The organism is Vibrio syngnathi, assembly GCF_002119525.1.
Classification (GTDB): Bacteria; Pseudomonadota; Gammaproteobacteria; order Enterobacterales; family Vibrionaceae; genus Vibrio; species Vibrio syngnathi.
Genome location: NZ_CP017916.1, coordinates 2,256,110 through 2,280,488 on the forward strand (window position 1 = coordinate 2,256,110; position 24,379 = coordinate 2,280,488).

At 44.9% G+C, this 24,379-nt stretch carries 20 protein-coding genes and 1 pseudogene; 7 read left to right on the forward strand and 14 right to left on the reverse strand.

The window, feature by feature from the left end:
• Positions 1-2: 2 nt before the first annotated feature.
• Positions 3-1,727, reverse strand: a complete 1,725-nt coding sequence (gene menD / locus K08M4_RS10325; protein ID WP_086049798.1) for a 2-succinyl-5-enolpyruvyl-6-hydroxy-3-cyclohexene-1-carboxylic-acid synthase — start codon at positions 1,725-1,727, stop codon at positions 3-5.
• On the reverse strand, positions 1,724-3,031 hold the full coding sequence (locus tag K08M4_RS10330; RefSeq protein ID WP_086049799.1) for an isochorismate synthase: 1,308 nt from the start codon (positions 3,029-3,031) through the stop codon (positions 1,724-1,726). The genes menD and K08M4_RS10330 overlap by 4 nt, the downstream gene beginning before the upstream one ends.
• Before the next feature lie 296 nt (positions 3,032-3,327).
• Here K08M4_RS10330 and K08M4_RS10335 point away from each other — a divergent pair, with 296 nt between their 5' ends.
• From K08M4_RS10335 to K08M4_RS10350, 3 genes are all read left to right on the forward strand, one after another.
• Entirely contained in the window at positions 3,328-4,560 is a 1,233-nt protein-coding gene (locus K08M4_RS10335; RefSeq protein ID WP_086049800.1) for a pyridoxal phosphate-dependent aminotransferase, read from the forward strand.
• A 331-nt stretch (positions 4,561-4,891) separates the two neighbouring features.
• On the forward strand, positions 4,892-5,476 hold the full coding sequence (gene yfbR, locus K08M4_RS10345; protein ID WP_086049801.1) for a 5'-deoxynucleotidase: 585 nt from the start codon (positions 4,892-4,894) through the stop codon (positions 5,474-5,476).
• A gap of 54 nt (positions 5,477-5,530) precedes the next feature.
• Entirely contained in the window at positions 5,531-6,874 is a 1,344-nt protein-coding gene (locus K08M4_RS10350; RefSeq protein ID WP_086049802.1) for an anti-phage deoxyguanosine triphosphatase, read from the forward strand.
• 26 nt (positions 6,875-6,900) lie between these two features.
• Here the strand turns inward: K08M4_RS10350 and K08M4_RS10355 are convergent, their stop codons facing one another.
• Entirely contained in the window at positions 6,901-7,500 is a 600-nt protein-coding gene (locus tag K08M4_RS10355; RefSeq protein ID WP_086049803.1) for a tRNA-uridine aminocarboxypropyltransferase, read from the reverse strand.
• A gap of 9 nt (positions 7,501-7,509) precedes the next feature.
• Between K08M4_RS10355 and rrtA the strand changes: the two genes are divergently transcribed.
• Positions 7,510-8,058: a rhombosortase gene (gene rrtA / locus K08M4_RS10360; RefSeq protein ID WP_086049804.1), complete on the forward strand. Its 549-nt coding sequence runs from the start codon at positions 7,510-7,512 to the stop codon at positions 8,056-8,058.
• Here rrtA and K08M4_RS10365 read toward each other — a convergent pair.
• The 8 genes and pseudogenes from K08M4_RS10365 to K08M4_RS22480 form a co-directional block, all read right to left on the reverse strand.
• Positions 8,049-8,348 carry a ComEA family DNA-binding protein gene (locus K08M4_RS10365; protein ID WP_086049805.1) on the reverse strand — a complete coding sequence of 100 codons (300 nt, stop codon included), beginning with the start codon at positions 8,346-8,348 and terminating at the stop codon, positions 8,049-8,051. The two genes, rrtA and K08M4_RS10365, sit on opposite strands and share 10 nt — an antisense overlap.
• Before the next feature lie 226 nt (positions 8,349-8,574).
• Positions 8,575-10,440 (reverse strand): peptidylprolyl isomerase, encoded by a 1,866-nt coding sequence (gene ppiD, locus K08M4_RS10370; protein WP_086049806.1) that lies wholly within the window; start codon positions 10,438-10,440, stop codon positions 8,575-8,577.
• A gap of 219 nt (positions 10,441-10,659) precedes the next feature.
• Positions 10,660-10,953, reverse strand: coding sequence for an HU family DNA-binding protein (locus K08M4_RS10375; RefSeq protein ID WP_012604504.1), 294 nt, complete (start codon positions 10,951-10,953; stop codon positions 10,660-10,662).
• 170 nt (positions 10,954-11,123) lie between these two features.
• Entirely contained in the window at positions 11,124-13,475 is a 2,352-nt protein-coding gene (gene lon, locus K08M4_RS10380) for an endopeptidase La (protein ID WP_086049807.1), read from the reverse strand.
• A 132-nt stretch (positions 13,476-13,607) separates the two neighbouring features.
• Positions 13,608-14,888 (reverse strand): ATP-dependent protease ATP-binding subunit ClpX, encoded by a 1,281-nt coding sequence (gene clpX / locus K08M4_RS10385; RefSeq protein ID WP_009847283.1) that lies wholly within the window; start codon positions 14,886-14,888, stop codon positions 13,608-13,610.
• Between the two features lie 81 nt (positions 14,889-14,969).
• Entirely contained in the window at positions 14,970-15,596 is a 627-nt protein-coding gene (clpP, locus tag K08M4_RS10390) for an ATP-dependent Clp endopeptidase proteolytic subunit ClpP (RefSeq protein ID WP_004736080.1), read from the reverse strand.
• Positions 15,597-15,701: 105 nt separating this feature from the next.
• Complete coding sequence (gene tig, locus K08M4_RS10395; RefSeq protein ID WP_004736079.1) at positions 15,702-17,000, reverse strand: trigger factor; 1,299 nt, start codon at positions 16,998-17,000, stop codon at positions 15,702-15,704.
• Between the two features lie 294 nt (positions 17,001-17,294).
• Positions 17,295-17,477: pseudogene (locus tag K08M4_RS22480) on the reverse strand (hypothetical protein); the annotation flags it as partial.
• Between the two features lie 163 nt (positions 17,478-17,640).
• On the opposite strand from K08M4_RS22480, the gene K08M4_RS10400 reads away from it, so the two are divergent.
• From K08M4_RS10400 to K08M4_RS22125, 3 genes are all read left to right on the forward strand, one after another.
• Complete coding sequence (locus K08M4_RS10400; protein ID WP_086049808.1) at positions 17,641-19,449, forward strand: sensor histidine kinase; 1,809 nt, start codon at positions 17,641-17,643, stop codon at positions 19,447-19,449.
• 60 nt (positions 19,450-19,509) lie between these two features.
• On the forward strand, positions 19,510-20,859 hold the full coding sequence (locus K08M4_RS10405; protein WP_086049809.1) for a sigma-54-dependent transcriptional regulator: 1,350 nt from the start codon (positions 19,510-19,512) through the stop codon (positions 20,857-20,859).
• A gap of 77 nt (positions 20,860-20,936) precedes the next feature.
• Positions 20,937-21,110, forward strand: coding sequence for a hypothetical protein (locus K08M4_RS22125; RefSeq protein WP_017101579.1), 174 nt, complete (start codon positions 20,937-20,939; stop codon positions 21,108-21,110).
• Between the two features lie 32 nt (positions 21,111-21,142).
• Here the strand turns inward: K08M4_RS22125 and K08M4_RS10410 are convergent, their stop codons facing one another.
• The 3 genes from K08M4_RS10410 to K08M4_RS10420 all read right to left on the reverse strand — a co-directional run bounded on the left by K08M4_RS10410 (position 21,143) and on the right by K08M4_RS10420 (position 24,322).
• Positions 21,143-22,504, reverse strand: a complete 1,362-nt coding sequence (locus K08M4_RS10410) for a TRAP transporter large permease (protein ID WP_048616045.1) — start codon at positions 22,502-22,504, stop codon at positions 21,143-21,145.
• A gap of 2 nt (positions 22,505-22,506) precedes the next feature.
• Positions 22,507-23,262 carry a TRAP transporter small permease gene (locus tag K08M4_RS10415; protein WP_086049810.1) on the reverse strand — a complete coding sequence of 252 codons (756 nt, stop codon included), beginning with the start codon at positions 23,260-23,262 and terminating at the stop codon, positions 22,507-22,509.
• 64 nt (positions 23,263-23,326) lie between these two features.
• The gene (locus K08M4_RS10420; protein ID WP_016788636.1) at positions 23,327-24,322 is read right to left on the reverse strand and encodes a TRAP transporter substrate-binding protein; all 996 of its coding nucleotides are present in this window, start codon (positions 24,320-24,322) and stop codon (positions 23,327-23,329) included.
• Positions 24,323-24,379: the final 57 nt, after the last annotated feature.

The window sequence follows — 24,379 nt, forward strand, 5'->3', positions numbered from 1 at the left end:
CCTTAGGCTAATGCCTCGGTGAGCATTGAACTGAATTGTTTTAGCAGAGTCGACGCTTGTTCGGGAGGCGTCTTAACTTCCACGAGCAAGGTACCCTGACCCTGTTCGAAATGTTGTTCGACAATGGTTTGGTAGCCGTTCAAGGTTTCTGGCGCAGCGTATCCCAGCTGGAATTGCGCTGCAGCATGTTCAAAGCTGAAACCATGAGGCATTTGATAAAGTGACTGTTTTTGTTGTTCAGGAACCGGCAACAAATCAAAGATCGCCCCACCGTCGTTGTTAGTCACAACAATAACCATTGGCGTTAAATTATGAGTCAGCAGAGCCAGCGAGTTGAGGTCGTACAGTAGAGAAGTATCACCGATTAACATCATCAAAGGATTCTGGTTGGCTTTCATCACGCCCGCAGCCGTCGCCACCAAGCCATCAATGCCCGATGCACCACGATTACTGTAAACTTGATTCGCAGATATTGATGACAACATATCCACCAGCCTTACCATCAAGCTGTTTCCCACAAACAACTCTCTGTCTTTAAGTCTAGTCGACAAATCAACGGCAACACTTAGTTCCGTCAGTTGGTCATTATTGGATATTTGCGCGAGGGCGAGCTGCTGAACAGTATTTGCGACCTCGATTAAAGGCGTCGCCCAACCAGAATGTTTGCCTAACAAAATTGGCTGGTGTTGCTCGGTGATCCATGACTCGATATTGGCAACAATATGAGTTTGCGGCAGATGATCTTGGTTTATACGGTGCGCATCAGGTGAAACCACAACATATTGCGTGCAATTGAACGAAGCCGCTTGTGACTTTATCCATTGGTTTAATCGCTTAGAAACAATGCGCTCACCAAACTGAAGAATGAAATCACACTGGTTGAGTTGTTCTTTCGCTACGTCACTCTGCATCCATAGATCATAATGCTTCCAATCACTTGTGACACCTGATTGAGGATCGCAAAAAACTGGCCAGCCTAATGCCGTAGCAAACTGCTGAGCTTTTTTCGCCTGTTCAATATCGATCGAACCGAGAATAACCACACCCTTACGTCCAAGATACTCACCTGGAGCAATCAGTTGTGTATTCACTTGATTAGGTAAAAACGTTTGGCAGTAACAACCTGTTCCCGACTTCCACCCAGAGATACTGGATGTGTATTCCGCATACATTTCCGCGCTATTCGCAGAATATAGAGGCTCAGGGAACGGACAGTTGATATGAATCGCACCACCAACATTGCGTTGTTTTACCAGCGCGTTATCAACGGATGTCAGAAGCCAATTCAATGAAATCTGTGTGGTTGGACTGGGTAGATTTAAAGCACTTTCAACATGGGAAGAAAAAATACCCTGTTGCTGAATCGCTTGATTGGCCCCACAGCCAACCAAGTCGATGGGTCGATCAGAAGTCAGTAGAATCAACTTCTCTCGTGTCAAACCCGATTCAGCGGTCGCAGGAAGAAGGTTAGCGACAGCAGTACCAGAGGTAACAATCACGGCAACTGGCTTATCACTGGCTTTAGCTAAACCTAAAGCTAAGAATCCAAGACCACGCTCATCAAAGTGCGTGTGTAAGGTTAACTTGGGATTAGCTTCCGCTTCGAGAGTTAACGGTGTCGAGCGAGAGCCCGGCGCAACACAAACATGCTCAACACCACTGCGTGTTAACTCTTCAAGTAACGTGTTACACCAAACTCTATTCAATACGGCTTGGTCGTGATTCATGATGCCACACCCAGCGGTGGGTGATCTGAAATTAAGCTCAGTAAGGTCGACATTTTTTTGTTCAATTCTTGCCACTCATGCTCAGCAACCGATCCCGGCACGATCCCCGCGCCCGCAAACAGCTGTACTTGATCGTTTACAACCAATGCACTTCGAATTGCCACACAGAACTCCGCACGTTGATGGCTAATGTAACCGACTGAACCGGCATACCAACCTCGTGCAAACGGTTCATGTTCAAGAATAAAGTCCATCGCCTCTTTACGCGGTAGACCTGCTACAGCAGCGGTTGGCTGCAATGCTGCAAGCAACTGAACACCGTTGATACCATTTTTAAGTTGAGCGTGAATATTGCGCTTCAAATGCTGCACCTTACGCAGACGCACAAGACGGGCATCTTTTTCAACATGCACCGTTTGGGAATGAGGTGTCAGGCGCTCAATGATATCGTCGACTACATATTGGTTTTCATTGAGGTTCTTGCTGTCTTGAGAAAGCCAGTTGGCTAACTCCATATCCTCGGTTGCGTTCTCCCCGCGACCAATGGTTCCCGCTAGCGCTTCGGTATCAAGCTCAGTACCATGTCGGCTATACAAGCGCTCTGGCGTCGAACCGATAAAGCTGTGTTTCGAATCCAGCACCAACATAAAGTGAAAACTGTGATGATTTTGCAGATAACTGGCTTTAAGTAATTGAGCCGCACAGATTGGCGCATCAAGCTGCAACGTGGTTTTACGCGCTAAAACAACTTTCTTGTACTCTTCGTCGCTAATGCCCTGAAGCACTTTATCGACCAAATTACCCCACTGTTCTCGTTCTGGAACGTGGTCAATCTGTTCAATGTGAGCCGACAAAGGTGCCAATATCGCCGCTTCTACAGAAAGCTTATTCAAAGCGTTAATGGAGGCAACGCGATCCGGAGACAAATTAACGGCTAGTGACCATGTATTGTCAAAACGGATCAATTCAACCTGAGGAAGGAAGAAAAACGATTCCATACAACGACGGTTCTTTGCGGTATGTCCATCAAACGAACGTCCGCCCCAAATTCGTTGGTCTTCGCCAAGAATAGCGTACGCCGGAGCGGGATCGGAGAAAGTATGCAGTTGACCGAGTGCAACGACCTCTTCACGAGTATCGCGCGACTGCCAGTAGAACTTAGGAAAGAGCGGTTGAGCATGAAGCCATTCAATAAATGCAAACGATGGTTTTTGCGTTAGAACTTCAACACAACGAACTTCGCTTGCTTGGGCATTTTGTACTCGCTCAATCAAAGCGGAGATAGTTTGCTGGAAATGTGACAAATCGACCTCGTTCACATCTAAATTATTATTATATTAGTTTGATACTTTATGGGCAGTACCCATTTAGATCAAGAATGTACTATATCTTTTGAACATTCCTGTGATTTTAAGCGATCCCATCCCTTTATTCATCTTAGCGAGTAACCACAAAAGCGATTAATTAAAATTTAGAAATGAGTGACAACAAAAAGACCAAACGTGACACTGAAATTCGACATTCATCAGATTTTTATTCTATCAAACGTCATTTTGCGGTACTTTAATAAAGTATTTAAATTAATTTCAGGAAATCGGCAATGCAAAATATCGGGATGTCGTCAAAACTCAACAGCGTATGCTACGAAATCAGGGGGCCTGTACTCAAACATGCTAAGCGCATGGAAGAAGAAGGGCATAAAATACTGAAGCTTAATATTGGTAACCCCGCCCCATTTGGTTTTGACGCCCCTGATGAAATCCTTGTTGACGTAATCCGTAACCTGCCGACATCTCAGGGTTACTGTGACTCAAAAGGCATCTATTCAGCCCGCAAAGCGGTTGTTCAGCACTACCAGAAAAAAGGCCTACGTAACCTTGATGTAGAAGACGTTTACATTGGTAACGGCGCATCAGAGCTTATCGTTATGTCTATGCAGGCGCTACTGGATAATGGTGATGAAATATTAGTTCCCGCTCCGGACTACCCACTATGGACAGCGTCTGTTGCGCTTTCTGGTGGTACACCGGTTCACTACATGTGTGATGAAGATGCTGATTGGTATCCAGATTTAGACGACATGCGCGCGAAGATCTCACCAAAGACGCGCGGCATCGTTCTTATCAACCCAAACAACCCAACAGGCGCGGTTTACAGCCGTGATTTCCTGTTACAAGTTGTTGAGATTGCTCGTGAGCACGGTTTGATCATCTTCGCTGATGAAATCTACGACAAAGTACTTTACGACGGTGCGGTACACACTTCAGTTGCAACGCTTGCCGAAGATGTATTAATGGTCACATTCAATGGCCTGTCTAAAGCTTACCGTGTATGCGGCTTCCGTGGTGGTTGGATGTTCTTAACAGGTCCGAAACACATAGCGAAAGGCTACGTTGAAGGGCTAGAAATGCTGGCCTCGATGCGTTTATGTGCCAACGTACCGATGCAGCATGCCATCCAAACGGCACTGGGTGGTTATCAGAGTATCAATGAATTGATTCTTCCTGGTGGTCGACTACTCGAACAACGTGATCGTGCATGGGAACTGATCAACAAGATCCCTGGCGTTTCTTGTGTGAAACCAAAAGGCGCGATGTACCTATTCCCTAAGATCGACACCAACATGTACAACATCAAAGACGATCAGAAGTTTGTGCTCGATTTCCTTAAACAAGAGAAGGTGCTACTAGTTCAAGGTACTGGCTTCAACTGGCCGAAGCCGGATCACTTCCGCATCGTGACTCTACCGCACATCGAAGATCTAGAAATCGCGATTGGTCGTCTAGAGCGCTTCTTACAGACCTACAGCCAAGACGACATCGTCGAAGGTTAATTGGCACAAAGAAAGATGACTACAATTTGCTGTTTTAAAAGACTTTAACTTGTAATCAATCACTTCTATGCTTAAAGGGCTCCTGCTTGGGAGCCTTTTTTGTATCCGCTGTCTCGTATCCCTGTGCAAACACAAGATACGAGTGGAGTATTGTTTATACCAATCACAGTAAGTAAGTGTTCAGACATAGCGTAGGGAAAAAGCTTGAGAACAAGGCAGAATTTTTCGATAAGTAGTTATTCTACAATCAAAAATTCTAACATAGTTATCGAGTTTTTTAACAAGCTAGGATGACCAGTTATTTACTACGATTGGTACTATAAGGACATTTATGAAACAGAGCCATTTCTTCGCCCATCTCGCGCGCATGAAGCTTATCCAACGCTGGCCTTTGATGCGCTCAGTCTCAAGCGAGAACATTTCAGAACATAGCCTACAGGTGGCTTTCGTCGCACATGCCTTGGCATTGATTAAAAATAAGAAGTTTAATGGTCAGCTCAACCCTGAGCACATTGCGCTGCTTGGTATGTACCATGATACTAGCGAGGTGTTAACTGGGGATTTACCGACACCGGTCAAATACTACAATCCAGACATTGCGCAAGAGTACAAGAAGATAGAAGCGGCAGCAGAGCAAAGACTGCTTTCAATGTTGCCTGAAGAGTTCCAAGACGACTTCGCACCCTTTCTAATTTCAGGAACAGCAAATAAAGAAGAGCAAAACATCGTTAAGCAAGCCGACACCATCTGTGCTTACCTAAAATGCTTGGAAGAACTCAGCGCGGGCAATCATGAATACGAACAAGCTAAGCGCAGGTTGGAAGAGACTCTCGAACAGCGTAAAAGCCCTGAAATGGACTACTTTCTCACCACATTTGCGCCAAGCTTTGAATTATCACTAGACGAGATAAGCTAGCTGGGTATAAGTTGTTTTTAATTAGCTAAATAAATCAGATTGATAGGTGCTATTTTGACTTCTCTACTCGAACCACCATTTGAACTCGAACAAGAATGGCAACATCGAAATGACGATGAACATAAAATAAGGCGTGATGACCACCGTAGTCCGTATCAGCGTGACCGTGCGCGAGTGCTTCACTCTGCTGCTTTTCGCCGCCTACAAGCAAAAACCCAAGTGCACGGCACCACGGTCAATGATTTCCATCGTACTCGTCTAACTCACTCTCTTGAGGCCGCCCAACTTGGTACCGGTATCGTTGCCCAGCTGAAGAAAAAACAGCCTGAGTTTCGAGACCTACTACCCTCAGACAGTTTGATTGATTCACTGTGCTTGGCTCACGACATCGGCCACCCGCCTTATGGCCATGGTGGTGAAGTCGCACTCAACTACATGATGCGCGACCACGGCGGCTTTGAGGGCAATGCTCAAACGTTTCGCATTGTCACTCAATTAGAACCTTACACTGAACATCACGGGATGAATCTATCTCGACGCACTTTGTTGGGGCTGATTAAATACCCTTCACTACTGAGCGAAGTTCAAGCCAAGACTCAATCTCAACCTGTTAAACACCAACGACAGCTTCGAGCGCGAGATTGGATGCCAGCAAAAGGCATTTATGACCACGATGAAGAGTTATTCAACTGGGTACTTGAGCCACTTTCGAGTAACGACCAACAGCTTCTAAAACAGAAAAGAAAGTCGCACACCGAGCCACTTGAGCACAACAAAACCAAATATAAGTCACTTGATTGTTCGATCATGGAGTTGGCCGATGACATCGCATATGGCGTGCATGATTTGGAAGATGCGATTGTGCTAGGTTCAGTGACTAAAGCTCAATGGGTCGATTCTGCATACCCTCAGCTCAGAGAAATGGCTGACCCTTGGATTTGTGAGCACTTAGATTCAATTACAGAGATGCTGTTCTCTGGTGAGCAGTACCGTCGAAAGGATGCGATTGGTGGGATAGTCAACGCACTGTTGACCAGTATCTCGATTAAGCGGGTAGATGCTAGCTTTGAGAATGTGCTGTTGGCTTACAATGCCGTGCTTGAACCGAGCATGGACGCCACACTCGATAAGCTGAAGCACTTTGTCAGCGAGTTCGTGATTCAAGTCCCTCAAGTTCAGGTCATCGAATACAAGGGCCAACAGATCATCATGGATATGTTTGAAGCATTCAGCGCCGATCCTGAACGCTTGTTGCCTCTGCCCATAAAGAAGCAATGGCAACAGCATCACGATGAATCAAAAAAGATGCGCGTGATAGCAGATTACATCTCATCAATGACCGATGATCTTGCGCAGAAAATGCATCAGCAACTGTTCTCAGCTCATACCGAGTTTTAATTCCTGGCTCACTTTACTGAAACAGCTTAATCTAAGTAGTTTTTCTCAAACACGCCCGGCGGCATTTGATTGATTTGAAACTGAATCATTCGGTCAAATGCCGTTAGCAAAGGGCTAAAGTCGCCATCACTATCTAACAAGCTAAGCAAATGATAGCCAGCTTCAACGGTAGAAAGGCTATTTTCACTAGGTGCTTTGCGAATTCGGTAATTACCCTTGAGATCTTTCGGCAAGTGAACCGTGTTCAACGCATGCAAGTTACTCGATACTTGCCACATCTTGAATGCTTTCTTCCACGTCCCATCCAATAAAATTACACGCAACTTCTTACTTGGACATGTTGCCGACTCAACGGAAACAGAGTTTTCACTTGGGTATAAAATCACATGTTGATACTGTTCATCGGCCAGCAATGCGTTCAATTGATCGTTGTCTGAAAAATCTTCACCGACAAGCGTCACGCTGTTATTTAGAGATAACGAGAGGATACGCGCAGTTCCCATCGGGCGATGCTCTTCTGATGGATGCTGAAGAATGATAAGCTCAACATTCGATTCGAGTGGTGTAACCCACTGACAAATACAAGCTTTCAAAGCCTTGCTGCATTGGGGGCAATAACGAGACATGGATTTAATGTGTACCCTGTTTTAATTTTCACTTCACTTTTATGCGTCTTATTCCAATTTGAGCCAATACAAGCTTGGGTCGTTTGGGATAGCAATGCGATTGCCGAAGGGCAATGGTGGCGGATCCTAACAGGAAACTTTTCACATACCAACACCTCGCACCTTCTGATGAATCTAGCAGGCTTGTGGATCATCAGCTATCTGTTTCAACCGAGCAAAAAACAGCTTGCGGTTGCTTTGCTTGTGATTAGCTTAGTGAATGGAGTCGCTCTGCTGCTTTCGACTATTCAGATCTATGTCGGCCTATCTGGCACTTTGCATGGGTTGTTTGGCTTATTTGCGCTCAGAGAAGCTTTAAACGGTAGGAAATCTAGTTGGCTGTTAGTGTTCGGATTAGTCGCAAAGATTGCTTGGGAGCAGCTTGTTGGCCCTTCTAGCACGACAGGCGAACTGATTAATGCGCGTGTCGCCATTGAAGCCCACCGAGCAGGTGCACTGGCCGGGGGCTTCATGGCTGTAGTTTCATTTCTAATGAATAAAAAAACGGATCAAAGCTGAATTCTTTCGCGGTTCTTTTTAACCGTGGCTTCACCTATCCCTTTGACACTCACCAAATCATCAGCAGTCATAAATACACCGTTTTTATCTCTGTAATCGACGATCTCTTGGGCTTTCTTATCCCCCACACCAACCAATAGTGCTGACAGCTCTTCTGCTGTCGCGGTATTGATGTTGACCGTAATCTCAATGCCATCGTAAAGCTCAGCTTTAGTTGGGCTATCAGAAAGCGCAGGGGAGCTCAGGGTCATCAGAAATGAAAGAAGTAGTGTTGAATATATCGTGCGCATAAATTGTTCCTTTGTTCAAAAAACGTAACTTATGCATTTGCCGCGCTAGATAACACAATCACCAGATAAAAATAAAGCGGGTCACCTAAGTGACCCGCTTCGTTATACATCTTATTTTCATCAGCTTGTTTGTTGGCTCACAAATCTGAATTGGAGCCTAACAATCATATGTTGATTCTCAGTAGTCAATCATCAAGTTGATATTGCTACTGAGATAATCAAACGCTTACTGACCTTGACCCACTACGTAGTATTCAACGTCTGCGTTTTTGCGCAGTACGTTTAGTACATTAGTAAGGTCTTGTTGGTTACCAACACGCTCTAACTGTGCACCAAGTTGTGTACTGTAAGCTGGGTTGATTTCAGCCGTTACTTTAGAAAGCTCAACAACAACGATGTTACCGTCTTGGTCTTTAGACTGACCGAACACAGCTTGACCTGCTTCTGGTTTCGCTAGAGCGAATACAGACGCCGCTAGTGGCGAGTTACGGTCAATCGTTTCAAGTTCAGTGAACTCAAGGTTGTTATCTGCAAGTACTGCTTCGTTACCTTGCTTAAGCTCGTTCACTAGAGAAACACCTAGCTCTACCGCTTGTTGCTCTGCTTTTACAGCAGACAGTGCAGCGACAACTTGATCTTTCACTTCAGCTAGTGGAAGAACTGTTTCGTCGCGAGTCTCTTCTACACGTACAACAATCACGTGCTCAGGAGCCACTTCGATAACTTCAGAGTTCAGACCGTCTTCTTTCACTTCAGGGCTCAAGATAGCTTGCATAACTGCAGGCGCCATCAGAACTTCTGGAGCGTCAACTTGCGAGATGAAATCTGTTGTTGTGATCTTTGCGTTGATAGCTTCTGCAGAGTCATCTAGAGAATCTGGGAATTCAAACGCTACTTTTTCTAGCTCAGTTTGCTGTTCGTAGAACTGATCTACAGCGTGCTGGTCTAGTAGCTCTTGCTTAATATCAGTAGCAACTTCTGTGTAAGCCTGAGCTTGAGACGCTTTTACTTCGTCTAATTTGATGATGTGGTAGCCGAAATCAGATTTAACTAGGCCAGTAGTATCGCCAATATTCTCAAGAGCGAAAGCCGCGTCTTCGAATGCTGGGTCCATAACGTCACGTTCAATCCAACCTAGGTCACCGCCAACGTCTGCACTACCGAAGTCGTCAGACTTCTCTTCTGCTAGCGTAGCAAAATCAGCGCCTGCATTTAGCTCGTCTAAGATAGACTGTGCTTTCGCTTCGTCATCACCTTGAACTAGGATGTGGCTAACTTTACGTTGCTCTTCAGTAGAGTACTTGTCTAGGTGCTCTTGGTAGTATTTCTGAGCTTCCTCATCGCTAACTTCAAGCTGCGATTTAAGCGCTTCAGCAGAAAGCTCGATGTAAGACACTTTAGCCTGCTCTGGACGAGTGTAAGCCGTAGGGTTCTCTTGGTAGTACTGTTCGATTTGCTCGTCAGTTAACTCGATGTTTTTCGCTAGGTCAGCAACAGACAGTGTCACTGTGCGAATGTCACGAGTTTGAGCAATAAGCTTGCTCTGAATATCGATTTCGCCTTGAAGAACAAATTCACTGCCTTGAAGTGCAGTAACCAGTTGATTACGCATTAGGTCACGACGCATGTATTCAGCGAAGCTTTCTGCGCTGAAACCTGCACGACGTAGTGCTGATTGGTAAACTTCTTGGTCGAATTGACCAGCCGTTTGGAACTGAGGCATTTCTAGAATCATGGTACGGATTTGAGAATCACTGATTCGTAGGCCTAAAGATTCAGCTTGCTGCTCAAGTAGAACATCGTTGATCATGCGATCAAGTACTGACTTACGGAAAGACTCTACGTATGCAGGGTCTGCAAGCATTTGAGCGAAGTAATCGCCAAGTTGAGATTGCATACGATTACGTTCGTTTTGGTAAGCTTGTTCGAACTCACCACGAGCAATTTCTGTGTTGCCAACTTTAGCTGCTGCGTTGTTACCGCCACCGGTGATGTAGCTGCCTACACCTGCGAATACGAATGACAGGATAATCAACCCAAGGATAATTTTTACCGCGATGCTATTCACGCCTTCGCGTAATCGATCCATCATAATTTAAGTGCTCTCCGGATATGAAGCATTGGCTTCAAAATAAAATCTATTCACGCGATATTATCAGAAAAAGAAATGCGCATCAGTAGGATGCGCATAATTTAAATAAGTTCAATGTGCTTTGCACATATACTGTTTAAAAATGAAACATCATTGTTCAAACAGTAAACGCATATTACTGCCTTCCCCTCACAAAACTCGAGGTTTCAGCAACAAAAATTAGTTACATGCGTCTTTAAGTGCTTTACCCGCTTTGAAGCCAGGTACTTTAGCTTCTGCGATTTGGATCTCTTCACCAGTTTTTGGGTTACGACCTGTACGAGCAGCACGAGTACGAACACTGAAAGTACCAAAGCCAACAAGTGCAACTTGGTCGCCTGATTGTAGCGTTGTGCCAACTGCTTCGATGAAAGCGTCTAGAGCGCGACCAGCTGAAGCTTTAGAGATGTCTGCGTTTTCTGCGATTGATTCTACTAGTTGTGTTTTATTCACTGTTTTTCCCCTATGTGTCATCTGTGACTACTTCTCGATGACTGTACGTTCCATTTTGGTTTTAATTTAGCCGCAACCCTTATTACAAAAGGGCTGCCGCTTTAGTCGAATAACTTAGCGTCCAAAAAAAACGCTGACAAGCCTTTTCGGGCCTATCAGCGTAATTCTTTACTTATTTTTGCTATGCATCACTATTTTTTCACGTCGAACTCGACCCCTGACGGATCTCGTTCTAGTGCGACTTTCAGTACTTCATCAATCCATTGAACCGGAATCACCTTCAAGTCAGCGATTACGTTGTCTGGAATCTCTTCCAAATCACGTTCATTGTCTTTAGGAATCAAGACTGTTTTGATGCCACCGCGGTGCGCTGCAAGCAGCTTTTCTTTCAAGCCACCGATAGGTAAAACTTCACCACGAAGGGTAATTTCACCTGTCATACCGACCTCTGCTTTCACAGGGTTACCCGTTAAGCTAGAGACCAATGCAGTACACATTGCGATACCCGCACTCGGGCCATCTTTTGGCGTTGCACCTTCCGGTACGTGAACATGAATATCACGTTTCTCGTAGAAATCGGTGTTAATACCCAAATTTTCAGCACGAGAGCGAACCACGGTCATTGCCGCTTGAATCGACTCTTTCATCACATCGCCCAGTGAACCGGTTTGCGTTAGCTTACCTTTACCTGGCATGGATTCAGTTTCGATAGTCAGTAGATCGCCACCTACTTGCGTCCATGCTAAGCCAGTTACTTGGCCGATACGGTTGCTTTCATCCGCTTTACCGAAGTCATGACGTTGCACGCCTAAGTACTCTTTCAGGTTATCAATGTTAACCGTTACAGACTTAAGGCTGCTGTCTAGCAAGATGTTCTTCACTGCTTTACGACAGATCTTAGAGATTTCACGCTCTAAGTTACGCACACCCGCTTCACGCGTGTAGTAACGAATGATGCCGATGATTGCAGAGTCTTCAATCTCAATCTCATGAGGCTTAAGACCGTTACGTTGAACTTGCTTGTCCAGTAAGTGGCTCTTAGCAATGTTCAACTTTTCGTCTTCTGTGTAACCCGACAGACGAATCACTTCCATACGGTCCAGTAGCGGGCCAGGAATGTCCATCGAGTTAGACGTTGCCACAAACATCACATCAGACAGATCGTAATCGACTTCTAGGTAGTGATCGTTGAATGCGTTGTTTTGCTCAGGGTCTAGCACTTCTAGAAGAGCTGAAGATGGGTCGCCACGCATATCAGAAGACATCTTGTCGATTTCATCTAATAGGAACAGTGGGTTCTTAACGCCAACTTTAGACATCTTCTGGATTAACTTACCCGGAAGTGAACCGATATAAGTACGACGGTGACCGCGGATTTCCGCTTCGTCACGTACGCCACCTAGAGCCATACGAGTGTACTTACGACCCGTTGCTGCTGCAATCGAACGGCCTAGTGAAGTTTTACCAACACCAGGAGGACCAACAAGACAAAGGATTGGACCTTTCAGCTTGTTGATACGGTTTTGTACTGCCAAGTATTCAAGAATACGTTCTTTAACACGCTCTAAGCCGTAGTGATCTTCGTTTAAGATCTCTTCCGCTTTGGCTAAATTCTTTTTAACTTTTGAACGCTTAGCCCAAGGAACACCAACCATCCAATCAATGTAGCTACGTACTACTGTTGCTTCAGCAGACATTGGCGACATCATTTTCAGTTTTTGCAGTTCTTGCTCAGTTTTCTCACGAGCTTCTTGAGGCATCTTTGAATCTTCGATCTTCTTCTTCAGAGTCTCGAATTCATCAGGTGCGTCGTCCATCTCGCCAAGTTCTTTCTGAATCGCTTTCATTTGCTCATTCAGGTAGTACTCACGCTGAGACTTTTCCATCTGTTTCTTAACGCGGCCACGGATGCGTTTTTCAACTTGTAGGATGTCAATTTCTGACTCCATTTGGCCCATCAAGAATTCCAGACGTTCCGTCACATCAGAAATTTCTAGAACGTGCTGCTTATCTGCCAGTTTAAGTGGCATGTGCGCAGCAATAGTATCAGCAAGGCGTGCAGCCTCATCAATACCGTTCAGCGATGTTAGAACCTCTGGTGGAATCTTTTTGTTCAGCTTAATAAAGCCTTCGAATTGATTGATCGCACTGCGAACAACCACTTCTTGTTCTTTTTCGTCAAGTTCTGAGGTAACAACGTATTCGGCATCTGCTAAGAAAAACTCACTCTCTTTGAACTGGTGAATTTTTGCACGCTGCTGACCTTCAACAAGTACTTTTACGGTACCATCTGGCAGCTTTAGCAACTGAAGAATAGTAGCGACTGTACCTACGTTAAATAGGTCGTCAATTGAAGGCTCATCAGTGTCCGCTTCTTTCTGCGCTACAAGTAGTACTTGTTTGTTAGCTTCCATTGCCGATTCAAGGCAAGTAATCGATTTTTCACGACCAACAAACAATGGAATAACCATGTGTGGGTAAACCACTACATCACGTAGAGGTAGCACGGGGATTTCGATACGCTCGGAACGTTCCAAGTTCATATATTTCTCTCTTCCGCTTTAACTTATAAAGCAGTATATGGGGCTTAAACGACTGGATTCAATGGAAGAATAAAAAAAAGGAGGTAATTGCTTACCTCCTTTTTCAATTTGAGTGTGTAGTCTTAAAAAGACCTACTCTGCAACAGCTGCTTGATTATCTGAGTTGCTGTAAATCAATAGTGGTTCTGACTCACCATTAATTACCGACTCATCAATAACAACTTTGCTTACATCAGTTGAAGATGGCAGTTCGTACATAGTTTCTAGTAGAACACCCTCCAAGATAGAGCGTAGACCACGAGCACCCGTTTTACGGTTCATTGCTTTCTTCGCAATTGCGCGTAGGGCGTCTTCACGGAATTCTAACTCTGTATCCTCAAGCTCAAATAATGCAGCGTACTGTTTTGTCAGTGCATTCTTTGGCTCACAAAGGATTTGGATTAGCGCTTCTTCATCAAGCTCTGTCAGTGTTGTTGTAACAGGTAGACGACCAATGAATTCTGGAATCAGACCATACTTCACTAGATCTTCAGGTTCTACTTGAGTGAACAATTCACCGATAGTTTTGGTTTCGTCTTTTGAACGCACTTCTGCGCCAAAGCCGATACCTGAACCTGTTTCTACACGTTGCTCAATCACTTTATCTAGGCCGGCAAACGCACCACCACAGATAAATAGGATCTTAGACGTGTCCACTTGCAAGAACTCTTGCTGTGGATGCTTACGACCACCTTGAGGTGGAACTGAAGCCACTGTACCTTCAACAAGTTTTAGTAGAGCTTGCTGTACACCTTCACCAGACACGTCTCGCGTGATTGATGGGTTTTCAGCTTTACGAGAAATCTTGTCGATTTCATCGATGTAAACAATGCCGCGTTCCGCTTTCGCTACGTCGTAATCACATTTCTGAAGCAACTTCTGGATGATGTTTTCAACATCTTCGCCCACATAACCCGCTTCGGTTAGTGTTGTTGCATCTGCCATTGTGAAAGGAACGTCTAGGAAACGAGCCAGTGTTTCAGCCAGTAGGGTTTTACCACTACCAGTAGGACCGATAAGAAGAATGTTACTCTTACCTAGCTCTACGCCTTCAGCCGTCGTATCACCATTACGTAAACGCTTGTAGTGGTTATATACTGCAACTGCTAGCACTTTTTTCGCGTATTCTTGACCGATTACATAGTCGTCAAGATGCTCACGAATCTCACGCGGCGTTGGCAGCGATTCCGATTCTTTCTTTGGAAGAACATCTTTAATTTCTTCACGAATAATGTCGTTACAAAGATCGACACATTCATCACAAATGTAAACAGAAGGACCTGCGATTAACTTGCGAACTTCGTGCTGGCTTTTGCCACAGAAAGAGCAGTAAAGCAATTTACCGCTACCACCCTCTTTGCTTTTATCTGTCATTCGCTAACCTCTTAGCCTTTACTCTCTATGTTTGAGTGTATATCAATTTGAATCACTTTGCGTTAAACAATTGCCCTGCAATTATTGACCGCGGTGATTAAGAACTGAATCCACCAAACCGTATTCTACAGCCTGATCAGCAGACATGAAATTATCACGATCTGTATCACGCTCAACAACCTCTAAAGGCTGACCTGTGTGCTCTGCCAATAATTTGTTTAGCTTTTGCTTGATCGTTAGGATCTCTTGCGCGTGAATTTGAATATCAGACGCTTGGCCTTGGAAGCCGCCAAGTGGCTGGTGAATCATTACACGTGAGTTTGGAAGCACGTGACGCTTACCAGGAGTACCACCCGCTAGTAAGAATGCACCCATAGAGCAAGCTTGACCCATACATACTGTGCTCACGTTTGGTTTGATGAACTGCATTGTGTCATAGATAGACATGCCCGCTGTTACGCTACCGCCAGGTGAGTTGATGTAAAGATAGATATCTTTGTCTGGGTTTTCTGATTCCAAGAAAAGCAGTTGAGCCACGACAAGATTTGCCATGTGGTCTTCCACTTGACCTGTTAAGAAAATGATACGTTCTTTTAATAGACGAGAATAAATATCGTAAGAACGTTCACCACGGGAAGTCTGTTCAACCACCATAGGAACTAGTGCGTCCATAATCGATGGCATTGTATTTTTTTCTTGGTAGCTCATATTCTTATGTCCCTAAAATAAATGGCCCGAATGATTAAATCATACGGACCATTGTTAGCAGAATTGTTGACCGTACGTCAACCTTCTACGTCAGATATTACTATATTAAGCAGGTTGCTGATTCATTAGCTCGTTGAAGCTAACTTCTTTATCAGAAACTTGAGCTTTAGCGATGATTGCATCAATAGCTTGCTCTTCTAGAGCAACATTGCGCATGTTGTTCATCATTTGCTCGTTTTGCTCGTAGTAAGCAATAACTTCTGTTGGATCTTCGTATGCTGTAGCCATCTCTTCGATGATAGCTTTAACTTTCTCGTCGTCAGCTTTTAGCTCTTCAGTCTTGATTACTTCACCAAGAAGAAGACCTACAACTACGCGACGTTTAGCTTGCTCTTCGAACAGCTCACGTGGAAGTTGGTCAGCAGCTTCAGTGTTGCCACCGAAACGTTGAGCAGCTTGTTGACGTAGAACACCGATCTCTTGATCGATTAGAGCAGAAGGTACGTCGATGTTGTTTTCGTTAACTAGACCGTCAATTGCTTGCTCTTTGATGCGGTTCTTAACAGCTTGCTTAAGCTCACGCTCCATGTTCTTACGAACTTCAGCTTTAAGGCCTTCAACGCCTTCAGCTGCGCCGAACTTAGAAACGAATTCTTCGTTTAGTTCTGGAAGCTCACGAGCTTCAACTTTGTTCAGCTTGATAGAGAACTTAGCAGCTTTACCTTTTAGGTTTTCAGCGTGGTAATCTTCTGGGAAGTTTACTTCGATTTCGAATTCCATACCTGCAGTTTTGCCAACGATACCGTCTTCAAAACCAGGGATCATGCGACCAGCACCCATCTCTAGTGGGAAGTTCTCAGCTTTACCGCCTTCGAACTCTTCACCGTCGATAGAACCAACGAAGTCGATAGTTGCACGAGAACCAGCGTCAGCAGCAGCTTCAACTTCAGTCCAAGTTGCTTGTTGCTTACGTAGAGTTTCGATCATCTCTTCAACGTCAGCTTCTTTAACTTCTACTGCTGGTTTCTCAACAGTGATGTTTTCTAGACCTTTCAGCTCAACTTCTGGGTAAACTTCAAAAGTTGCGTTGAATACTAGGTCAGCGCCTTCGTTGTTTTCAACTGGTGCGAAAGTAGGTGCGCCAGCTGGGTTGATTTTCTCTTTAACGATCGCTTCGATGAAGTGACGTTGCATTACTTCGCCCATCACGTCTTGACGTACTGCTTTGCCGTACATTTTAGCAACCATCTTCATTGGCACTTTGCCTTTACGGAAGCCATCGAAACGACGGTTTTTCGCGATGTTGCGTAGTTCAGCTGTAACTGCATCTTCGATGTTAGCAGCAGGAACAGTAATATTAAGACGGCGCTCTAGGCCTTCTAGCGTTTCAACAGTAACTTGCATTATATAAACCTCAAAACTGGCTCAGTAATCTGAGCATATGAGCCGTAACTTAGCTTTAATTCAAAAGCCGACGTTGTTGGCTGCATCCTTGTGTAGTGCTCTATCCGAACACCTAATTTAAAATCGAGCATTGATGTCTGAATTGATTATTCAACCAAACACCAGACTAATCAGCGATATCTTCGTTCTTCACGCGTCGATTAAAACGCAATAAAGCTTGTTTTCGAAAACAAGAAAGGTATCTCCGATTAGCCTCAGGACAGAAATTTTAGACGCGACATTCTAGCGATCTGTTTAATCTCTGTCGAGCCGTTCACCTCTGCATGATGATGAATGCTCTAAATTCGTCCAACTAAATGATACAAAAACGATCAAATCATCACTTAGCACAACAGAAATGGGGACAATAGCGACTTTTTCAAGGGAATCGAGGGCTTTTTTTGCTAAAAACTTTAAAAAGAGATCTTGCTCTTGTTTTACCCCTCAGAGTCGATAACTTTTTCAACAATCCCCGTTACAAACCCTTAACCTACATCCATCTGGCGACTCTCTACTTTCAGCAAACACTACCGCTATTTGCGACTATAAACGAGAGAAGACAGGCTTGATTGTTTACCAAAGAAATGAGCGGAGAGCCTTCATGTTTCAAGCTTTGAGAATCCCAATACTATTAATGGCCACATACAGTCTACTGATGGTCTTTGGCGGTCATTGGGTGTGGAACACAAGCCATGAAAGTTTGTTAAATGATCATCAATCTAAGCTAGACCGATTTTCGGTTCATATTTCAAGCCAACTGGACAAGTTCGCGCACATTCCCGAGCTGCTTTCAAAAGACAAAGAGTTGGTCGATGCTCTTCACTCTCCAAGTAACTCTGCGCAAATCGAACTCACCAATCGCTACCTAGAACACGTAAACTCGGTGATTCAAGCATCGGACACCTATCTGTTAGATAGCATTGGCACCACCATAGCAGCCAGTAACTGGAATCTACCGCGTTCTTTTATTCGTCGAAATTTCGCTTTCCGTCCCTATTTTCAAGAAGCGATTCTTGGCAATGAAAATCAATATTTTGCGCTAGGTTCAACCTCAGGGAAACGAGGCTATTATTATTCTTACCCCGTCTCCTATGCCGCCGAGATTATTGGCGTCATTGTCGTAAAGATGGATTTATCGCTGATTGAAGCAAGTTGGAAAGGAAAGCAGAGTTTTTTTGTTGCTGACGATAAAGACCAGATCGTATTTATGTCGAGCAATCCTGAGTGGCTGTTCAAAAGCCTTCAACCACTAAGCGAACAACAACACACTCGAATTCAAGAAAGCAGGCAGTATCTCGATACCAAAATAGAAAGCCTGCATTTCTCCGGCGATTTCGAGAGTGCGACTAGCAATATTGAGTCACCACACAAACTCGTCCAAGAGCAGTTCTATAGCTCCTCACGCTTCCTAGCCGAGCCAAAACTCACCATACGAGTATTTTCTCCAACCCATTTAGTTTGGTGGGACTTGGCGGCTTATCTCGTGGTTTTGAGCCTTATTTTCGCCATTATTTACCTGACGATGCAGCTTAATCACCATCGGCAACAAAGGCGTGCACAAATTGACAGGCTGCAATCAGAAGCCAAGCAAAAGCTAGAATTTCAAGTGCTTGAACGTACTTCAGAGTTACATGTCGAGATTAAGCACCGAATCGAAACCGAACATGTACTGAGGCAGACACAAGACGAACTCATCCAAGCCGCCAAACTGGCAGTATTGGGACAAATGTCAGCAAGCATCAGTCATGAGCTAAATAACCCATTAGCGGCAATTCGTAGTTATGCCGATAACGGCCGACTGTTTCTTGCCAAAGAAAAGACCGATCGTGTCGATGACAACCTCTCGCGAATCTCGGCGCTCACGGACCGTATGGCGAAAATCAGCCACCAGCTTCGTTCCTTCGCCAAGAAATCCACCGCGGAAGAACTGCACACGTTACAGATACTGCCGGTATTGCACTCATCAAAAGAACTGATGAAGCCACAACTCAAGAGTGAACGAGTTAAGGTCAACGAACTCCCTGAAATCTTTGATGCTTGCGTGCTCGCCAACGCCATTCAACTGGAGCAAGTGATCATTAACCTGCTAACCAACGCGATTCAGGCGATGGAACAACAAGACGACAAACAATTAGCTATTCTGTTAGAGATTAGGGAATCCGACCACCAACAAACCAGCACCTTGCTGATTCATGTCGATGATAATGGCCCCGGTTTCAGTTCCCCTTCGAGCGGAGATTTTTTTGAACCCTTCCATACCACTAAGAAAAATGGGCTCGGACTCGGGTTGTCAATTTCTCAGCAAATAATCAGCGGAATCAACGGCAAACTCGTTACCGGTAGCAGCCCTCAAGGTGGTGCTCGATTTAGTATCGAATTACCCATAGTTCCAACAAAAGAATCAGATTAGTCGCTAAGCAAACCAGTACGCCTTCACCAATAATAAAAATAAAAGATTAAAGGAATAATTATGTGTCACGTCTATTTCATTGATGATGAACCCGACCTAAGAGTGGCGATTGAACAGAGCTTTGGTCTCGCCGACATTGATGCCGAATTCTTTCCCGATGCGGAGTCTGCTCTGCTCGCAATTCAAGAGAACGGCTTACCCCACGTAATCATCACTGATATCTGTTTACCAGGTCTTTCTGGGCATGATCTGCTCAACACCGTGATGCACAAAGACAAAGAGATCCCCGTGATTATGATCACTGGTCACGGCGATATTTCGATGGCTGTACAAGCGATCCAAGATGGCGCTTATGACTTCATCGAAAAGCCGTTCGCCAATGAACGTCTAATCGAAACCACCAAACGAGCAATAGAAAAACGTCAACTCACACTCGAGAATCTTGAATTGAAGCGCTCTTTAAAGGCCAGTAAAGCGCTTGGGCCGAGAATCATTGGTGACACGCAATCAATGACAGAGCTACGTTCTATCATCACTCATGTTGCCGATACCAACGCCGATATTTTATTGTTTGGCGAAACGGGGACGGGCAAAGAGCTAGTTGCTCGTTCTCTACATGAACAAAGCAGTCGCCGAGAGCAAAACTTTGTCGCCGTCAATTGCGGGGCGGTTCCAGAGAACCTGATTGAAAGCGAACTCTATGGACATGAGAAAGGCGCGTTTACTGGCGCAGAAAGTAAACGTGTCGGTAAATTTGAATTTGCTCAAGGCGGAACCCTATTCTTAGATGAAATTGAATCCATGCCGATGCAGGCACAAATTCGCCTACTGCGTGTATTACAGGAACGCGTGATTGAGAGAGTTGGATCCAATAGCTTGGTGCCTCTCGACATTCGTGTGATTGCCGCCACCAAAATCGACCTAAAGAAGGCGGCTGAAGAAGGGACTTTCAGACAAGACCTTTACTACCGACTCAATGTCGTCACCTTGGATTTACCACCGTTAAGAAGCCGCCAAGAAGATATCCCTGCACTTTTTCATCACTTTTTACTGGTCGCAGCAGCACGTTATGGCAAGACAGCACCAGCACTCCCCCAAAAGGAACTGCACGCACTTTTAGCCCATGATTGGCCGGGAAATGTACGAGAATTACGTAATACTGCAGAGCGGTTTGTACTTTTAGGTAAGCTTTCTCACTTATCAGACAACACCAATCAAATCAGTCAAGAACTGTCTTTGGCAGAACTGGTGTCTGACTTTGAGAAAAACACGTTAAAGCAAGCGCTTATTGAGTGTAATGGCAGCATTAAAGAGACCATGGAGAGGCTGCAATTACCGAGGAAAACCCTCTACGATAAGATGCAAAAACACCAGCTAACGAAAGAGTCTTATAAGGTAGAACCAAACTAAATTAGATTTGCGAGCAAGATCACCTATACTTATCTCTCAACAGGATGTTATGCAACCAAGATAATAAGGAGGTCATTATGGGTGAGAAAACAAAAGTTCCCTCGATCACCGATACGTTCGAAATTGACGGTATTTTTTACACTGATAATCATGTCAACTTAGACACACCAGAGTTAGAGGCAAAAAGAGCGCTGTATGAACCGATTGATTCTGGCTCTCGATATGGAAAAATCATTGATGAGGAGGTTTAGTCCTCCCCATCACTTCGCTATGATTTGACTCTCTATTTCGTGATGATCTCCGGCCCCATCAATGTGGTCGGTAACCATGTCGAAACCCAAGGCACGTACGTTACGATAATCAGGAATAAGAACATCACGCCTACCCAAGGCAATGCCGCTTTCACCACGTTCATCATCGACATCTTGGCGACCCCGGCGGTCACAAACAGATTGAGCCCCACTGGCGGCGTTATCATCCCTATCTCCATGTTCACCACCATCATGATACCTAGGTGGATAGGGTCGATGCCAAGTGCAATTGCAATTGGGAATACCAACGGTGCCACGATGATCAGCAAGCCTGAAGGTTCCATGAACTGCCCACCAATCAAGAGTAGTACGTTCACCACAATCAAGAAGGTGATTGGACCTAAACCTGCAGACAACATCGATTCCGTGATCATCTGAGGAATGCGTTCTTCTGTCAGTACATGCTTAAGAATCAAGGCGTTGGCAATGATAAATAGCAACATTATGGTCAGCTTACCCGCATCGTAAAGCGTATCTTTGGTGTCTTTGTGGAAGAAGGTTTGAAACACCTTAACTAGCGCAGGCTTTGTGTTGTTCTTGTCCGCAAATGGCCCCATATCTTTGTAGATAAAGTTAGCAATGAAGAAAGCGTAAACCGCTGCGACTGCCGCCGCTTCTGTCGGTGTAAAGATACCACCGTAGATACCACCTAAAATGATAACAATCAGCAACAAACCCCAACTCGCATCCTTGGCAGCTGCAAACATCTCGCCCCAGCCCACAAACGGCTGCGCAGGAATCTTCTTAATACGTGCTGCAATGTAGATAGCAATCATCAACATCACACCAGCCAACAGGCCAGGAATAACACCACCAAGGAACATACGACCTACCGATACATCCGTCGCCGCAGCATAAACAACCATCACGATTGACGGTGGAATCAAGATACCCAAAGTACCCGCATTACAGATAACCCCTGCCGCGAATTCTTTTGTGTAGCCGTTTTTGATCATACCAGCGATAACAATACTACCGATTGCCACTACCGTTGCTGGAGACGATCCAGATAGTGCTGCGAACATCATACATGCCACAACCGACGCCATCGCTAAACCGCCGCGGAACCAGCCGACCATTGCGATAGCAAAACGGATAATACGTTTCGCCACACCACCCGTAGACATGAAGCTAGAGGCCAAGATAAAGAAAGGAATCGCTAAGAGTGTGTAGTGGCCTGCAAATGCGTTGAACAGCGTTTGTGCGACTGAAGCTAATGACGCATCAGAGTGCATCAACAAGAATATAACGCTCGATAAACCAAGGGAAATCGCGATTGGCACACCGACCAACATGAAAGCAATTACCATTAAAAATAGAAATAACATTGCCATGATTAGTCTTCCTTACCGTTAGATTTTGTACCCGACTCGTTCGCCTTGTTTTGCTTAGCCGAATCCAATACCGCTGTCGCGTCTTCATCAGAACCCGCTAACACATCAGCTTTCAATGCATCCAGCTCTTCTTCGGCTTCATGACCTGCAATCATGCGGTCAAGCTTGCCCGTCGCCACTTGATAAGCGATTTGGATGAATCGGAACGTCAGCATTGCCATACCAATCGGTAGTGCCATGTAAGGAATAAAACGTGGCAGTTTCTCGTATCGTTCGCCTTCATTCATCCAGTCAGAAAGAAACTGAAGCATCTCGGGCATTGGAATATCATCGGTTTCATACCAAGCGCGCTCGGTCGCGAACGGGTACCAGTAATTCCAAGAACCGATAAGAAGTAGGATTGAAAAGGCCAGGCAGCTTGTAACGGCGATCAACGCATACACTTTACGTAGCTTTTCTGGGGCAAGGTTAATGATGACATCAACGCCAATGTGGAAGTGTTTTTTAACGCCATAAGATGCGCCCACTAACACCATCCAAGCGAACATGAACACAGTCAGTTCTAGTGCCCACAAGATATTGCCATTGAATGCGTATCGAAATACCACGTTGGCAAAAGTAAGTAGCGTCATTGCGCCAAGGAAAAATGCGATTAATGACTCTTCAATCACATCCGTAACTCTTCCGACTTTGGAAAAAAGAGATGTTTCCAGTGCTGATTCGCTAGAATTTGGTTGTTCCATTTGAGGCTTTTCCATAATTGACTCCGCTTATAATTATTTTAATAAGGAGTGACGAACACTCGCCACTCCCTTAGCGGTGTTATTGGTTTGAAGCTAACGCTGCATCGATAAGGTCTGAACCGATGTCTTTTTCAAACTTCTTCCATACTGGTTGAAGTGCAGCTACCCATGCTTCACGCTGTTCAGGCGTAAGCGTACGAACCTCACCACCCGCTTCGATGATGTTATTTTTGTTCGCTAGGTTAACTTTTGAAGATTCGGCGTTACGCGTCTCAGACACTTCTTGAACGATAGTGCCAAGCTGTGTGCGTACATCTTCAGGTAGGTCTTTCCAGAAATCGTTTGACGTTACAACTAGGTAATCCAAGATACCGTGATTGGTTTCAGTTACGCCGTCTTGTACTTCAAAGAACTTCTTACCGTAGATGTTTGACCATGTGTTCTCTTGGCCATCGATAACCTTAGTTTGCAGGCCACCGTACACTTCTTTGAAAGACATCTTCTGTGGGTTAGCGCCTAGTTGTTCAAACTGAGCCACCAATACGTCTGATGCTTGAACACGGAATTTCAAACCTTTTGCATCTTCAGGGCTGATAAGAGGTTTGTTCGCCGACATCTGTTTCATGCCATTGTGCCAAAACGCTAGACCTTGCAGACCACGGCGCTTCATCGCGTTCTTCAGTTTTTCGCCAGACTCTGAGTTTTGGAAACGGTCAACGGCTTCTACGTCTTCAAATAGGAAAGGAAGGTCAAAAATGCGGTATTTCTTAGTGAACTTCTCAAATTTAGACAGCGATGGTGCCGCCATTTGAACATCACCATTTAACAGGGCTTCCAGTACCTTATTATCATCGTAAAGTGTTGAGTTAGGGAAAACTTGCATACAAGCTTTGCCATTCATTTCCGTGTTTACTCGCTCTTCCAGTAAAGAAGCGGCGATGCCTTTCGGGTGCTTATCAGTATTAGTTACGTGACTGAATTTAATCACGATTTCACCTGGGTCACAGTTTGCAGCAGCATTAAAACTTGTGAGCGCAAGAGCAGAGACAGACAGCAGAGTAAGAGGCTTAAACATTATTATTCTCCTTAGTAAACAAAACAGCCCTTCAATGGGAACTGCGTGCTTTCACTA